Source organism: Bacillus sp. JJ1764 (assembly GCF_036962145.1).
GTDB lineage: Bacteria > Bacillota > Bacilli > Bacillales > Cytobacillaceae > Neobacillus.
Genome location: NZ_JBALNY010000005.1, coordinates 1 through 15,412 on the forward strand (window position 1 = coordinate 1; position 15,412 = coordinate 15,412).

13 protein-coding genes are annotated in these 15,412 nt (G+C 42.6%); 12 read left to right on the forward strand and 1 reads right to left on the reverse strand.

Features of this window, described 5'->3' with window-relative positions:
- The 12 genes from buk to V7083_RS00570 form a co-directional block, all read left to right on the forward strand.
- Positions 1 to 857: butyrate kinase (gene buk, locus V7083_RS00515; RefSeq protein WP_335474245.1), on the forward strand; the 857-nt coding region annotated here is incomplete at its 5' end.
- Positions 858 to 878: 21 nt separating this feature from the next.
- On the forward strand, positions 879 to 2,300 hold the full coding sequence (gene lpdA / locus V7083_RS00520; RefSeq protein WP_335474247.1) for a dihydrolipoyl dehydrogenase: 1,422 nt from the start codon (positions 879 to 881) through the stop codon (positions 2,298 to 2,300).
- Positions 2,301 to 2,349: 49 nt separating this feature from the next.
- Entirely contained in the window at positions 2,350 to 3,345 is a 996-nt protein-coding gene (locus V7083_RS00525) for a thiamine pyrophosphate-dependent dehydrogenase E1 component subunit alpha (RefSeq protein ID WP_335474249.1), read from the forward strand.
- Positions 3,346 to 3,357: 12 nt separating this feature from the next.
- The gene (locus V7083_RS00530) at positions 3,358 to 4,341 is read left to right on the forward strand and encodes an alpha-ketoacid dehydrogenase subunit beta (RefSeq protein ID WP_335474251.1); all 984 of its coding nucleotides are present in this window, start codon (positions 3,358 to 3,360) and stop codon (positions 4,339 to 4,341) included.
- A 45-nt stretch (positions 4,342 to 4,386) separates the two neighbouring features.
- Positions 4,387 to 5,691, forward strand: a complete 1,305-nt coding sequence (locus V7083_RS00535; RefSeq protein WP_335474253.1) for a dihydrolipoamide acetyltransferase family protein — start codon at positions 4,387 to 4,389, stop codon at positions 5,689 to 5,691.
- Positions 5,692 to 6,023: 332 nt separating this feature from the next.
- Positions 6,024 to 7,856 carry a methylmalonyl-CoA mutase subunit beta gene (locus V7083_RS00540; RefSeq protein ID WP_335474255.1) on the forward strand — a complete coding sequence of 611 codons (1,833 nt, stop codon included), beginning with the start codon at positions 6,024 to 6,026 and terminating at the stop codon, positions 7,854 to 7,856.
- The gene (scpA, locus tag V7083_RS00545; protein WP_435555285.1) at positions 7,837 to 10,035 is read left to right on the forward strand and encodes a methylmalonyl-CoA mutase; all 2,199 of its coding nucleotides are present in this window, start codon (positions 7,837 to 7,839) and stop codon (positions 10,033 to 10,035) included. The genes V7083_RS00540 and scpA overlap by 20 nt, the downstream gene beginning before the upstream one ends.
- A complete protein-coding gene (gene meaB, locus V7083_RS00550; protein WP_335474257.1) occupies positions 10,035 to 11,159 on the forward strand; it encodes a methylmalonyl Co-A mutase-associated GTPase MeaB in 1,125 nt (374 codons plus the stop codon). The genes scpA and meaB overlap by 1 nt, the downstream gene beginning before the upstream one ends.
- Positions 11,160 to 11,267: 108 nt before the next feature.
- On the forward strand, positions 11,268 to 11,705 hold the full coding sequence (locus tag V7083_RS00555) for a BrxA/BrxB family bacilliredoxin (RefSeq protein ID WP_335474259.1): 438 nt from the start codon (positions 11,268 to 11,270) through the stop codon (positions 11,703 to 11,705).
- A 223-nt stretch (positions 11,706 to 11,928) separates the two neighbouring features.
- Positions 11,929 to 12,708 carry a transporter substrate-binding domain-containing protein gene (locus V7083_RS00560; RefSeq protein WP_335474261.1) on the forward strand — a complete coding sequence of 260 codons (780 nt, stop codon included), beginning with the start codon at positions 11,929 to 11,931 and terminating at the stop codon, positions 12,706 to 12,708.
- Between the two features lie 78 nt (positions 12,709 to 12,786).
- Entirely contained in the window at positions 12,787 to 13,446 is a 660-nt protein-coding gene (locus tag V7083_RS00565) for an amino acid ABC transporter permease (RefSeq protein WP_335474263.1), read from the forward strand.
- Complete coding sequence (locus V7083_RS00570) at positions 13,439 to 14,161, forward strand: amino acid ABC transporter ATP-binding protein (RefSeq protein ID WP_335474265.1); 723 nt, start codon at positions 13,439 to 13,441, stop codon at positions 14,159 to 14,161. The genes V7083_RS00565 and V7083_RS00570 overlap by 8 nt, the downstream gene beginning before the upstream one ends.
- Before the next feature lie 46 nt (positions 14,162 to 14,207).
- Here the strand turns inward: V7083_RS00570 and V7083_RS00575 are convergent, their stop codons facing one another.
- Positions 14,208 to 15,329, reverse strand: coding sequence for a tripeptidase T (locus V7083_RS00575; protein WP_335474267.1), 1,122 nt, complete (start codon positions 15,327 to 15,329; stop codon positions 14,208 to 14,210).
- Positions 15,330 to 15,412: the final 83 nt, after the last annotated feature.

Consider the following 15,412-nt stretch of genomic DNA (forward strand, 5'->3'; position numbering starts at 1 on the left):
GTCCTATAGAAGGGGGGACCTATGCCGTAAATGGAATCATGTTGGAGGATTTACGGTCAGGTTATTCCGGTCAGCATGCCTCTAATCTGGGTGGGATTATTGCCCATGAGATTGCAAAAGGACTGAACATTCCTGCCTTTATTGTCGACCCAGTTGTAGTAGATGAGCTGGAGCCAATTGCGAGAATTTCTGGATTTTCTTTAATTGAAAGAAAAAGTATTTTCCACGCGTTAAACCAAAAGGCTGTCGCTAGAAGAGTGGCAAAAGAGCTAGGGCAAAAATATGAAAGCCTAAACTTAATCGTTACACATATGGGCGGTGGGATCACTGTCGGAGTCCACAAGCAAGGGCGTGTCATCGATGTTAATAATGGACTTCATGGGGACGGTCCGTTTAGCCCGGAACGTGCAGGGACTGTTCCAGCAGGTGATTTAGTCACCTTGTGCTTTTCAGGTGAGTACTATCGAGAAGAAATCATGAAGATGCTCGTTGGGAAAGGCGGTTTAGTTGGTTATTTAGGTACTAATGATGCCGTCAAGGTGGAACAACATATCGCCTCTGGTGACAAAAAAGCAAAACTAGTATATGAAGCGATGGCTTACCAGGTTGCTAAAGAAATCGGGGCAGCCAGTACCGTGCTTTCGGGGAAAGTTGATGCTATTATTTTAACTGGTGGGCTTGCCTATGGTAAGGAGTTTGTTCAAATGATTGGTGACCGAATCAATTGGATTGCAGATGTCATGATCCATCCCGGTGAAAATGAACTTCAAGCACTTGCGGAGGGAGCTCTTCGTGTTCTTCGTGGTGAAGAGTCTGTGAAAGATTATCCCGGACAATTCAATACTGTAAAAATGTAAACCATATAGGGAGGGAATTTTGTGGCACAAGAATATGATTTAGTTGTACTTGGTGGGGGAACCGGCGGTTATGTGGCAGCCATTCGGGCTTCACAGCTCGGATTAAAAACTGCAATTGTTGAAAAAGGGAAGCTTGGAGGTACCTGTTTGCACAAAGGGTGTATTCCAAGTAAGGCGTTATTAAGAAGTGCTGAAGTATATGCTACCACGAAGCGCAGTGAGGAATATGGGGTTCTTGCCCATGATATCACAGTAAATTTTAACAAAGTACAGGAACGAAAAATCAAAATTATCGACCAGCTTCATAAAGGTGTACAATTTTTAATGAAGCAAGGAAAAATAGATGTATTTGAAGGGATCGGCCGCATTTTGGGTCCTTCCATCTTTTCCCCGATGCCGGGAACCATTTCAGTGGAAATGAATAATGGCGAAGAAAACGAAATGTTAATCCCTAAAAACGTCATTATTGCCACTGGTTCAAGACCGAGAACTCTTCCAGGACTTGATATTGACGGACAATATGTCATGTCTTCTGATGAAGCACTTGAAATGGAACAACTTCCGGAATCCATTGTCATTGTTGGAGGCGGAGTTATTGGCATTGAATGGGCGTCAATGCTTTCTGATTTCGGTGTAGAGGTTACCGTAATTGAATATGCAGATCGAATCATTCCAACTGAGGATAAAGAAATCTCCAAAGAAATGCAGCGATTAATGAAGAAAAAAGGTATTAAAATTGTTACCAGTGCAAAAGTTCTGTCAGAAACTCTCGTAAAAGATAATGGGGTAACTATTTCGGCGGAAGTTAAGGGCTCTGTGAAAGAATTTAAAGCAGAAAAGATTTTAGTTTCTGTGGGTCGCCAGGCAAATGTAGAAGGAATTGGACTAGATAATACCGAAATACAAGTGGATAGAGGTTTTATCACCACTAATGAATTTTTCCAAACAAAGGAATCACATATTTATGCGATCGGGGATGTAATTGGCGGTCTGCAATTAGCTCATGTGGCTTCCCACGAAGGAATTATTGCTGTAGAGCATATAGCAGGAAAAGATCCTTCACCACTACAATATGATTTAGTTTCTAGATGTATTTACAGTCATCCAGAAGTATCTAGTGTTGGGATTACAGAGGATCAGGCAAAAGAAAAAGGCTTTAAAGTAAAGGTCGGAAAGTTTTCCTTTAAGGGAATTGGTAAGGCTCTTGTTTTCGGTGAATCTGATGGTTTTGTAAAAATTGTCGCTGACGAAGAAACCAATGATATATTAGGGGTCCATATGATTGGCCCGCATGTCACGGATATGATTTCTGAAGCAGGTTTAGCCATGGTGCTGGATGCTACTCCATGGGAAATCGGTCATACCATTCATCCACATCCAACCCTGTCAGAGGCTATCGGGGAGGCCGCATTGGCAGTCGATGGAAAGGCGATTCATTCATAAAACCTAAGTAAAATAGAAATTTTACGAACAATTGGGAGGTACTTGATATATGGTAGAAAAGCGTCATGAAGCTTTAGGGTTAGACGACGGCAAAGTGTTGGAAATGTATGAAACGATGCTTTTGGCACGGCGAATTGATGAAAGGATGTGGCTTTTGAATCGGGCTGGGAAAATTCCTTTCGTCATTTCATGTCAAGGTCAGGAAGCGGCCCAGGTTGGTGCTGCCTTTGCACTGGACCGTGAAAAGGATTATGTCCTTCCCTATTATCGTGATATGGGCGTCGTATTAACCTTTGGAATGACCCCAAGAGATTTAATGCTATCAGGATTTGCTAAAGCAGAAGATCCCAATTCAGGTGGACGTCAAATGCCTGGCCACTTCGGACAAAAGAAAAATCGCATCGTAACTGGCTCCTCTCCTGTTACAACCCAAGTACCGCATGCAGTAGGAGTTGCTCTTGCCGGGAAAATGGAGAAAAAGGATTTTGTCTCGTTTGTAACTTTTGGAGAAGGCTCATCCAACCAAGGTGACTTCCATGAAGGTGCAAATTTTGCAGGTGTTCATAAGCTCCCCGTTATTTTCATGTGTGAAAATAATAAATACGCGATTTCCGTTCCAATTGAAAAGCAATTGGCTTGTGAAAAAGTTTCTGACCGTGCCATTGGCTATGGTATGCCTGGATATACGGTAAATGGAAATGACCCATTAGAAGTTTATAAGGTTGTAAAGGAAGCAGCGGAAAGAGGTCGCCGTGGTGAAGGCCCAACCTTAATTGAAACCGTTTCTTATCGTTTAACTCCGCATTCTTCTGATGATGATGACCGTTCTTACCGGGCTCCTGATGAAGTGGCAAAAGCCAAAACACAAGATCCAATTATTACTTTTGGTGCCTATTTAAAAGAAACAGGTGTGCTAAGTGATGAATTGGAAAAGGGAATCAATGACCGTGTGATGAAGCAGGTTAATGAAGCTACAGATTATGCTGAAAGTGCTCCATATGCTGCGCCTGAAGATGCGCTGAAATATGTGTACGCGGATAAGTAAGGGGGAACGAACATGGCAGTAATTTCTTATATAGATGCTGTAACAATGGCGATTCGTGAGGAAATGGAACGGGACCCAAAGGTTTTTGTTCTTGGTGAAGATGTTGGTAAAAAAGGTGGCGTATTTAAGGCCACTCAAGGATTATATGAACAATTTGGTGAAGAGCGAGTAATTGATACACCTTTGGCTGAATCAGCCATTGCAGGTGTGGGAATTGGAGCGGCAATGTATGGAATGCGTCCAATTGCTGAGATGCAATTTGCTGATTTTATTATGCCTGCTGTCAATCAAATTATTTCAGAAGCAGCAAAAACCCGTTACAGGTCCAATAATGATTGGAGCTGTCCAATGGTGATCCGGGCGCCATATGGCGGCGGGGTGCATGGTGCTCTCTATCATTCCCAATCCGTAGAGGCAGTTTTTGCGAATCAGCCGGGATTAAAAATTGTTATGCCTTCCACTCCTTATGATGTAAAAGGTCTTTTAAAAGCGGCAATCCGTGACAATGATCCTGTTCTATTCTTTGAGCATAAACGGGCTTATCGCTTAATTAAAGGTGAAGTACCGACAGATGATTATACATTGCCAATTGGTAAAGCCGATGTGAAACGTGAAGGGGAAGACATCACTGTGATTACCTATGGCCTTTGCGTGCACTTTGCCTTGCAGGCTGCTGAGAAGTTAGCGAAGGATGGAATCTCAGCCCATATTCTTGATTTAAGAACAGTTTACCCACTCGATCAAGAAGCTATTATTGAAGCTGCTTCCAAAACAGGCAAAGTATTACTTGTTACGGAAGATAACAAAGAAGGCAGTATCATGAGTGAAGTTGCCGCGATTATTGCGGAACATTGTCTATTTGATTTGGATGCACCAATTAAGCGACTAGCGGGCTATGATGTGCCAGCAATGCCTTACGCTCCTACAATGGAAAAATTCTTTATGGTCAATCCGGATAAAGTGGAAAAGGCAATGCGAGAATTAGCAGAGTTCTAATTCCAACCGAATAAGTGAAAGGCATTTGTATAGGAGGTAAAACCATTGGCAATCGAACAAATTAAAATGCCTCAGTTAGGCGAAAGTGTAACCGAAGGCACTATCAGTAAATGGTTAGTTTCAGTAGGAGATCAAGTTAATAAATATGACCCGCTTGCAGAGGTCATGACCGATAAGGTAAACGCAGAGGTTCCATCCTCTTTTGCAGGGACAATCAAAGAGCTTATTGCAGCTGAGGGTGATACTTTAGCAGTAGGTGAAATTATTTGTACTATTGAAGTGGAGGGTGGAACTGAGGTTGCAGCTGAAGCATCAACCCCTACTTCTGAACAACCAGTTGAAGCAACAGCAACAAAGAGTCCTGTTTCACCTGCGGCATCTGATACGAAAGTGCGCTATTCACCAGCTGTATTAAAGCTTTCCCAAGAGCATGGGATTGATTTAACCCAGGTGACAGGCACCGGCGCAGAGGGAAGGATTACCAGAAAAGATTTATTGAAAATAATTGAATCTGGTCAGATACCAAAGCCGGTCGAAGCAACTGGAGCAGCCAGCCAAACAGCCGTTGTCCAGCCAACCGCGCAGCCGGTAGCACAGGCAGTATCTTCACAAGCTCAAGCAGCTGTTCCGGCTATTCCTGTGGCCCCTGGAGATATTGAAATTCCAGTTACAGGTGTCCGAAAAGCGATTGCCGCCAACATGCTGCGCAGCAAACATGAGGCTCCGCACGCTTGGACAATGGTCGAGGTAGATGCTACTAACTTGGTGGAATATCGCAACTCGATTAAAGATGAATTTATGAAAAAAGAGGGCTTTAATTTAACCTTCTTTGCTTTCTTCGTGAAAGCCGTTTCCCAAGCACTGAAGGAATTCCCACAAATCAACTCCATGTGGGGCGGCGATAAGATCATCCAGAAGAAGGATATTAATATTTCCATCGCTGTGGCAACAGATGAAGCGCTGTTTGTTCCGGTAATCAAAAATGCCGATGAAAAAACGATCAAAGGAATTGCCCGCGAAATTTCTGAGCTAGCTGTGAAGGTGAGAACCGGAAAGCTGAAAGCGGAGGATATGCAGGGAGGATCCTTTACCGTCAACAATACAGGTTCATTCGGATCTGTCCAATCAATGGGTATCATTAATTATCCGCAAGCAGCGATTCTTCAGGTGGAATCTATTGTAAAGCGTCCTGTTGTCATGAACAACGGAATGATCGCTGTTCGCGACATGGTAAACCTATGTATGTCTCTTGATCACCGTATTTTGGATGGCTTAGTGTGTGGCCGTTTCTTGCAGCGTGTTAAAGAAATTATCGAAAACACATCCAAATCCAACACGTCCATCTATTAATAAAATTAGCCACTGTCTTTTACCAGACAGTGGTATTTTTATTGTCTAGCTCCAGTGCCCTAGCTGCTAGTGTCCTTCGCACTCCGCCCTACGATAAGTCAACATCGAATCGCCACCGGCTCTTCGTGTTTCCTATATCTCAGATGGAGAGACTCCACAAGGAAAGCTTCAGTAGCATGGGCATCGCACGAAGGAAAAGCGCTAGCTTTTTCGAGGAGGCCATACGCAGCTGACCAAGACACTTGAGCTTTTCTTATTGCCACATTTCGGTAACTATTCTACAATATAATTAATTGAATATTACTTATATTCTAAACTGACACATAAGGGGGATGGTGGGTTTGGAACAAATTCGGAATCAGTCTTTTCCTTTAAAAACCAAGGCGGATTGGGAGGCAAAAGCCGAACAATCATTAAAAGGGAAAACGGTCCAAACATTACATAATTCGACATACGAAAACATTATTTTGAAACCGCTTTATTTGGAAGATGATGAAATATCTATTTGTGACTATCCTGGGGGTTCTGATGGTCGCAGGGGAAATGACCTGTTGGGATATGTGACAAAGGAATGGAAAGTGGCCCAGCAAATTCCTTTCAAAGACTTAGATGAATTAAAGAGTAAACTCTCAACTTCTGTTAAAAAAGGACAAACCGCTATTTCATTTGAACTTACAAACGAGGTGATTGATCACTTTTCTAGTGTGACCGATTCAACTTATCCTTTTGCCATTAATGCAAAATGGCTGCAACCGGAACTAGTTAAAAAGCTAGATAGTAAAGGTCTAACAGGCTATATTGCCAATGACCCGCTTGCGCTATTTGCTGAAGAAGGAGCTATTTCAGAGGATTACCTTCAAACATGGACAAATGCAGTACTACAGGCCGCTGGCAAGCAACCACAGCTAAGAACCGTTTTAATAGACACAGTTCCTTATCATAACGGGGGAGCAAATGCAGTACAAGAGCTAGGAATTGCTGCAGCAACAGCTGTCTTTTATGTTCAGCATTTGACCAATCATGGGTTGGACCTTGAAACAAGCCTTTCCAAATTCATGTTTCAATTCTCTATTGGCAGTAACTTTTTCATGGAAGTGGCAAAACTGCGGGCAGCACGTGTGTTGTGGAATCGGATTACCGAGCTCTACGGTACAGCTGAGGAAGCGCGGAACATGCAAATTACCGCAAAAACCTCCAGTTTTAACAAAACATTATTTGATCCGCATGTTAACATTCTCCGTTCTGCTAACGAAGCATTTGCGGCCATTTTAGGTGGGGTGCAATATTTGCAGATCGGGCCATTTGATGAATTGACAGGCTCCAATCTATTCTCTGAACGGATTGCCCGTAACATCCAACTTATTTTAAAAGATGAAGCCCATTTGCAAAAGGTCATAGATCCGGCAGGAGGGTCTTGGTATATCGAGTCACTTACAAATCAGCTGGCAGAAGCAGCATGGGTATTTTTCCAGCAGATTGATGCAAGAAACGGCATTCTTGAAGCATTGAGATCCGGATGGGTACAGAAGGAGATTACCGCAGTTTTTGAAAAAAGAAATAAAGATATTCAAATGAGAAAACAAAGTATTATTGGAACCAATGTGTATGCAAAATTGGATGAGCCTATACCTGTACCAAAAATGTCACCTCAGCCTAAAACTGTTGATTCATCCTTAAAAATCGAAAAGATTCCGCAGCGCCGTTTGGCTGAACCATATGAGGAATTACGTTTTAAAGCGAAACAGTTGCCAGAAGAGCCAGCAGTTGGTTTGCTTTGCTTAGGAGAATTAAAGCAGCATAAAGCACGAAAGGATTTTATCCAGGGATTCCTGGCACCGGGCGGGATTGATACAGTTGAAAGTCAGCCAATCTTCACATTAGAAGATGCCAGACTATTTCTCTCTGGTTCAACCGTGAAATATCTTTGCTTCTGTGGCACGAATGATCAATATGAAGTGATGGGGCATGAACTTTTGTTCTCTCTAAAAGCAGAGTTCCCTGAGCGAATCTTCCTATTGGCCGGCTTGCCGGAGCGGGAACGCCAACAACAATGGCTTGAGGAAGGAATCCAACAGTTTATTCATCTAAATAGTAATTGCTTTGAAACAGCAACAGCTATTCTGACCCAATTGGAGGTGAAGGCAGTTGAAGATTCAAAAGCCTGATTTTCAACAAAAAGCCCTGTTTGAACACCAGCAATTTTTGACGAAGGAAGAATGGGAGAAACAAGTTGACAAGGAACTTGGAAACTCCATTGAAGACCTATTTTTTGAAACGAATGAACAAATTAAATTAAAACCGCTTTATACAAAGAAAGATCGTGAAGGGTTGGAGCATATTCATAACCTTCCGGGGTTACCGCCTTATACCCGCGGACCTTACCCGACGATGTATGTCAATCGGCCTTGGACAGTACGTCAATATGCTGGATTTTCCACTGCAGAAGAAAGTAATGCCTTTTACCGCAGGAACTTAGCAATGGGGCAAAAAGGGTTGTCTGTTGCCTTTGACCTAGCCACACATAGAGGTTATGATTCCGACCATCCTCGTGTGGTAGGGGACGTGGGCAAGGCCGGTGTTGCAATCGATTCGGTTCTCGATATGAAAACCCTATTTGACGGGATTCCTTTGGATCAAATGTCTGTTTCGATGACAATGAATGGTGCCGTACTCCCGATCTTGGCATTTTTTATCGTCACGGCCGAGGAGCAGGGGGTAAGCCAAGAAAAGCTTTCAGGTACAATCCAAAACGATATTTTAAAAGAATACATGGTTCGCAATACGTATATCTATCCACCGGACATGTCGATGAAGATTATTGCCGATATTTTCGAATATACATCAAAATACATGCCAAAGTTTAATAGCATCAGTATCTCCGGCTATCATATGCAGGAAGCAGGGGCACCTGCTGATATTGAATTGGCCTACACACTTGCCGATGGGCTGGAGTATGTTAGAACAGGACTGAAAGCGGGCATCGAGATAGATTCTTTTGCACCACGGTTATCGTTTTTCTGGGCGATTGGCATGAATTATTTTATGGAAGTCGCGAAAATGCGGGCAGCGAGATTCATTTGGGCGAAAATGATGAAGACCTTTAACCCGAAAAATGAAAAATCAATGGCTCTTCGCACCCATTCACAGACCTCGGGCTGGAGTCTGACCGAGCAGGATCCGTTCAATAACATAACAAGAACATTGATTGAAGCCCATGCGGCCGCGATGGGGCATACACAATCTCTGCATACAAATGCCTTGGATGAAGCAATTGCTCTCCCAACTGATTTTTCAGCACGAATTGCCCGGAATACTCAGCTATTTCTGCAAGAGGAAACCGGAATCACCAAAGTCATTGATCCGTGGGCCGGTTCCTATTATGTTGAAAAACTGACAGATGAATTAATGAAACGCGCCTGGGAACATATTGAAGAGATTGAAAGTCTGGGAGGAATGGCGAAAGCGATCGAGACGGGTCTTCCAAAAATGCGGATTGAAGAAGCAGCAGCCCGTAGACAGGCGCAAATAGACTCAGGAAAAGAAACGATTATCGGTGTTAATCGGTATCGTCTTGAAAAAGAGGAACCACTTGATATTTTGGATATTGATAACACCGCGGTCCGGTTAAAGCAAATTGACAAATTAACCGAATTAAAAGCCAGCCGTGATGAACAGAAAGTAGAAGAAGCTTTAATAGCTTTAACAAAAGCTGCAGCTAGCGGGGAACAAAATTTATTGGAGCTTGCTGTTCAAGCTGCACGAGTTAGAGCCACATTAGGGGAAATCTCCGATGCTATTGAAAAAGTAGCAGGTAGACATAAAGCGATGATTCGCTCCATTAGCGGAGTGTACAGTACGGCATTTCAAAATGAAGAGGAAATTACCGAAGTCCAACAGATGACCGACGAATTCCTCGAAAATGAAGGAAGACGACCGCGGATCTTAATTGCCAAGATGGGTCAGGATGGCCATGACCGAGGTGCGAAAGTCATTGCCACAGCCTTTGCCGATCTCGGCTTTGATGTCGATATCGGACCATTGTTCCAAACCCCGGCGGAAACAGCGCAACAAGCCGTGGAAAACGATGTTCATGTGATAGGGATGAGTTCACTGGCGGCTGGACATAAGACACTTCTGCCACAGCTAGCTGAAGAATTGAAAAAGTTAGGTCGGCCGGACATCCTAATTGTTGCCGGCGGTGTCATTCCCGCTCAGGATTATCAATTTTTATATGACAATGGTGCCGCAGCTATTTTTGGACCGGGAACAATTATTCCAGTGGCTGCCCAAAAAGTCATTAAAGAGATTTATAGACAGCTGGGCTACGAGGAAGTGGCAAACTAATGTCTGTTGATCAAAAACCAGAGTGGAGCAATCCGAATGATCCTGATTCCTGCTCCAGCATCATTCGTAAGGGACAGGAGATGGAAGGGCAGACTGCAAGCATTCAAAAGAATATGCAATTTCAAAAACGTGGCAGGGCGGAACCATCAGTCGAGGAGCTATACGAGGGCGTGTTATCTGGGAACAGGACTCTTCTCGCCCGAGCGATTACGCTGGTGGAAAGTAACGCAGGACACCATTTTCAAAAAGCACAAATGCTGCTGCAAAAGCTCTTGGCTCACTCCGGGAAATCCATTCGCATTGGGATTACCGGGGTTCCGGGTGCCGGGAAAAGTACCTTTATTGAAGCGTTTGGGCAGTATTTATGCAATTTGGGGTACAAGGTAGCTGTACTTGCTATCGATCCAAGCTCAAAGTTAACCGGAGGCAGCATCTTGGGGGATAAAACTAGAATGGAGCAACTGGCCAAAAATCCAAGAGCTTTTATTAGACCATCCCCCACCGCCGGCAAGCTTGGCGGTGTTCATCGAAAAACAAGGGAAGCGATGCTGGTCTGTGAAGCCGCCGGTTTTGATGTCATATTAGTCGAAACTGTCGGCGTCGGACAAAGTGAAGTAATCATCCGCGACATGGTTGATTTCTTTATGCTTCTCGTCTTAACCGGTGCTGGTGATGAACTGCAGGGCATGAAAAAAGGAATCATGGAGTTGGCCGATGCGATCATTGTTCACAAGGCAGACGGGGCTAATAAGTTGAAAGCCGAACAAACTAGAAAAGAATACAATCGCATTCTCCATTTTCTTCAGCCAGCCACAAAGGGTTGGGAAACAAAGGCTCATACATGTTCCTCAATAACAAAGGAAGGAATTAACGAGCTTTGGACCATGATTCAAAGCTTTGAACAAACCGTAAAAAACTCTGGTGCGTTCGAACAAAGACGGAAAATCCAAACTAGAGAGTGGATGCATTCGATGATCCTCGATCAGCTGCAATACCATTTTTATCATCATCCAGAGGTAAAAAACCTCCTTCCGAAATATGAGAATGAGGTGATTGCTGGGGAAAGGACAGTGGCTGTTGCGGTGGAAGGTTTGTTTAATGTGTTTTTACTAAATGAAGAGTAAGGCTGCCTGATTGTTAGGCAGTTTTTCTTTTTGAGCAACAATTATTTGAAATAAACACATTTTTACTGTTATGATGTAGTTATATAGAGATACCAAGGAGTGAATGCAATGAGTATGGATTTTAATATTTTCATGAATGATGTTGTGCGTCAAGCACGCCAAGAGATTTCTTCTGCAGGCTATCAGGAGCTTAAAACACCAGATGAAGTTGACGCGGCTCTTAATCAAAAAGGGACAACATTAGTAATGATTAATTCTGTATGCGGTTGTGCTGGCGGCGTAGCTCGTCCTGCAGCAGCCCATGCTGTTCATTATGATAAACGACCAGACCATTTTGTCACTGTTTTTGCAGGACAAGATAAGGAAGCAACGGAGAAGGCGAGAAGTTACTTTACTGGTTATCCGCCATCCTCACCATCTTTCGCATTATTAAAAGATGGCAAAATATGTTCTATGGTTGAACGTCATCAAATTGAAGGTTACGATCCTGCAACAGTCGTGGGAAAACTGCAACAAGAATTTGATAAATATTGCGACGAAGTATAATCTTAAATGGGTCAGTCTCCCAAAATGGAGACTGGCCTTATTTTTTTGGAAAAAGTTACTCTAAAAAATTACAAATGAATTTTTAATAATATACTTGCATAATTATTAACATGTGTTAAAATGCATTTATGTGAATAATTATTAATTTATTAATCCATTTATCCAGTAATTTCACATATTTTATGCAAGAAATTACAACATGAATGTATAGGAGGAAAAACATATGAAAAAGGCAATTGTTTTATTGTTAACGATCGTAATGGCAATCGGACTGGCTGCATGTGGCACCAGTGGGAAAGAAAGCAAGAAGAGCAGCGAGAAAAAGAAATTGGTAATGGCAACATCAGCCGATTATGCACCATTTGAATTTGTTGAAACAGAGAAGAGCGACGAAATTAAGGGGTTTGACGTTGATTTAGCTAAGGCAATCACCAGCAAACTTGGGTATAAGCTTGAAATTAAGGATATGGATTTCAACGGTTTAATTCAGGGTCTTAAATCTGGACAAGCAGACTTTGTTATGGCAGGTATGACACCAACAGAGAAAAGAAAGAAAAACGTTGATTTCAGTAATATTTACTATACAGCACAGCACATGATCGTTTCGGAAAAGGATAGCGGTATTACGAAGCTTGAAGATTTAAAAGGGAAAACAGTTGGCGTTCAGCTTGGTTCTATTCAGGAAGGAAAAGCGAATGACATCAATAAGCAAATTCCAATTAAAATCGAAAATCGCAATCGTATTCCTGACCTTATTCAAGAAATCAAATCTGGCCGTTTTGATGCAGCGATCATTGAAGACACCGTAGCAAAAGGCTATTTCGCTAAAGAAAAGGATTTAGTAGGATTTACCATTAGTGATGATCCGAATGAAGCTGGTTCAGCGATCGCTTTCCCGAAAAACAGCGATTTAACTGAGAAGTTCAATAAAGAATTAAAGAAAATGAAGGAAAATGGAGAATTACAAAAATTAGTAGTGAAGTGGTTTGGTGGAGAAAGTTAATTCTTCATTACTTAAAGAGACGTTTGGAAGCTGTTGATTCCAGCGTCTCTCATTTTTTAACTAAAGGGTGGTAAGCAGATGAATCTCGACTTTTCACAGTTCATGCCCTCCATGCCATATATTTTAAAAGGAATATTAGTAACATTAAAGATTGTTATTTTGGCAGGAGTTATGGGGTTTATTTTTGGAATCATATTATCTTTATTTAAAATTAGCCGTTTCAAATTTCTCGGTTGGTTTGCCGATTTTTATACATCTGTATTCCGCGGAACCCCGTTGGTTCTGCAATTGATGTTGATTTATTTTGGTTCACCGCAGATTTTCGGCTATCAAATTGAGCCATATACCGCAGCAGTGTTATCTTTTGCGCTAAATTCGGGTGCCTACATTTCTGAAATCATCAGGGCCGGGATTCTTGCGGTGGATAAAGGACAGCAGGAAGCCGCAATGGCTCTTGGAGTCCCTTATGGAAAAATGATGTGGGATATTATCTTGCCTCAAGCACTTAAAAACATCCTGCCAGCTCTAATGAATGAATTTATTACCTTAACAAAAGAATCTGCAATTGTCACAACCATTGGTGTCATGGATATTATGCGCCGTTCTTATCAGGTGGGGGCTGAATATTATTCCTATTTCGAACCATTATTAATCGCCGGACTTATTTACTATGTTATGGTTGTTACCTTAACCTTCTTAGGAAAAGCGATTGAAAGGAGAATGAGACGCAGTGATTAAGATTGAGAATTTGCATAAATCATATGGCAACCTAGAAGTATTAAAAGGGATTTCCACAACCATCCAAACGGGTGAAGTGGTGGCGATTATCGGTCCTTCGGGCTCCGGCAAATCGACCTTTCTTCGCTGTATGAACTTGCTTGAAATGCCATCAAGCGGTAACGTGTGGATTGGCGATCAAGAGGTTACCGATAAGAAAACCAATATTATGAACGTTCGCCAAAATGTTGGTATGGTGTTTCAGCACTTTCACTTATTTCCTCATAAAACGGTATTGAAGAACTTGACTTATGCACCGATGAAGGTAAAGGGTTTAGCAAAGGCAGAGGCTGAAAAAATAGCGATGGAGCTTTTGGATAAAGTCGGTCTTTCCGAAAAGGCCAATGAATATCCAACACGATTATCAGGCGGGCAGAAGCAGCGCGTGGCCATTGCCAGAGCATTGGCGATGCAGCCTGAAGTGATGCTCTTCGATGAACCAACATCGGCGCTCGACCCGGAAATGGTAAAGGAAGTACTGGAAGTAATGAAATCTCTTGCCCATACCGGTATGACAATGGCGATAGTGACCCACGAAATGGGCTTCGCCAGAGAAGTGGCGGACCGTGTATTGTTCCTGGATGGCGGAGTATTAGTCGAAGACAGTGCACCGCAAGAGTTTTTCACCAACCCCAAAAGCCAAAGAGCCAAGGAATTCTTGGAAAAAATGCTGTAACATATATAAAAAATAGGAGAGCTATTGCTGCTCTCCTTTAAACTATTTATTGATTGGTTACTTCATCAATAATCGCCAATGTCATTTCAGCAAGCTTGTATAATTCCTCAATAGGCATGCGCTCATTAGTTGTATGGATCTCCTCGTAACCTACAGCCAAGTTAACGGTTGGGATACCGAAACCAGCGATTACGTTGGCGTCACTGCCACCGCCGCTATGCTGCAATTCACAGCTTCGGCCAATTTTGGCTGCTGCTTTGCGGGCGATTTCCACCACTTGATCGCCTTCGCCGAATTTAAATCCAGGGTACATAACTTCCACTTCTACTTCTGCCTTACCACCCATATTAGATGCCATTGTTTCGAAAGCTTCCTTCATTTTGCTAACTTGAGCCTGCATTTTTTCAGGAATCAGCGAGCGAGCCTCTGCTAAAATATCAACACGGTCACAAACGATATTCGTGGCTTGACCGCCAGCAAATCGGCCGATATTAGCAGTAGTTTCATGGTCAATTCTGCCTAATGGCATTTTCGAAATCGCTTTTGCCGCAATTGTAATCGCAGAAACTCCTTTTTCAGGTGCTACACCGGCATGTGCCGTTTTTCCGTAAATCACGGCTTTCACCTTTGCTTGCGTAGGAGCTGCCACAACCACATTTCCAACTAATCCGTCACTGTCAAGCGCATAACCGTATTTAGCCTTCATTAAGGAAGGGTCAAGGGCTTTTGCACCGACTAGGCCGGATTCCTCGCCAACTGTAATCACAAATTGAATCATTCCGTGCTGAATGTTTTGCTCTTTTAACACACGAATGGTTTCAAGCATGACAGAGATTCCCGTTTTATCATCGGCACCCAAAATCGTGGTTCCATCGGTCACAACATAACCATCTTTAATGGAAGGTTTTACACCTTTTGCGGGTACAACTGTATCCATGTGACATGTAAAATAAATAGGATCTATGCCTTCTTTGGTAGCGGGAAGGGTACAAACCAAATTCCCTGCACCATGACCAGTTACTGAAGTTGTATCATCTTCATAAACCTCGAGTCCTAATTCAGAGAATTTTTGCTTTAGTACTTTGGCAATTTCCGTTTCAAATTTGGTCTCAGAATCAATTTGAACAAGCTCTAAAAATTCGTTTAACAGACGTTCTTGATTTACCATCCTGTCGAACCTCCAATAATATGTACTCACTATTTTAGTATACCTTTTCAGATTCAGGTCATCAAATTTCAAGGCTGTGATAT

What these genes read in the sequence shown, in the direction of transcription:
- V7083_RS00530 (WP_335474251.1), top strand. Translation starts at nt 3,358, where the DNA reads ATGGCAGTAATTTCTTATATAGATGCTGTAACAATGGCGATTCGTGAG.
- meaB (WP_335474257.1), top strand. Translation starts at nt 10,035, where the DNA reads ATGTCTGTTGATCAAAAACCAGAGTGGAGCAATCCGAATGATCCTGAT.
- V7083_RS00575 (WP_335474267.1), bottom strand. Translation starts at nt 15,329, where the DNA reads ATGGTAAATCAAGAACGTCTGTTAAACGAATTTTTAGAGCTTGTTCAA.
- V7083_RS00555 (WP_335474259.1), top strand. Translation starts at nt 11,268, where the DNA reads ATGAGTATGGATTTTAATATTTTCATGAATGATGTTGTGCGTCAAGCA.
- V7083_RS00565 (WP_335474263.1), top strand. Translation starts at nt 12,787, where the DNA reads ATGAATCTCGACTTTTCACAGTTCATGCCCTCCATGCCATATATTTTA.
- V7083_RS00560 (WP_335474261.1), top strand. Translation starts at nt 11,929, where the DNA reads ATGAAAAAGGCAATTGTTTTATTGTTAACGATCGTAATGGCAATCGGA.
- V7083_RS00540 (WP_335474255.1), top strand. Translation starts at nt 6,024, where the DNA reads ATGGTGGGTTTGGAACAAATTCGGAATCAGTCTTTTCCTTTAAAAACC.
- V7083_RS00525 (WP_335474249.1), top strand. Translation starts at nt 2,350, where the DNA reads ATGGTAGAAAAGCGTCATGAAGCTTTAGGGTTAGACGACGGCAAAGTG.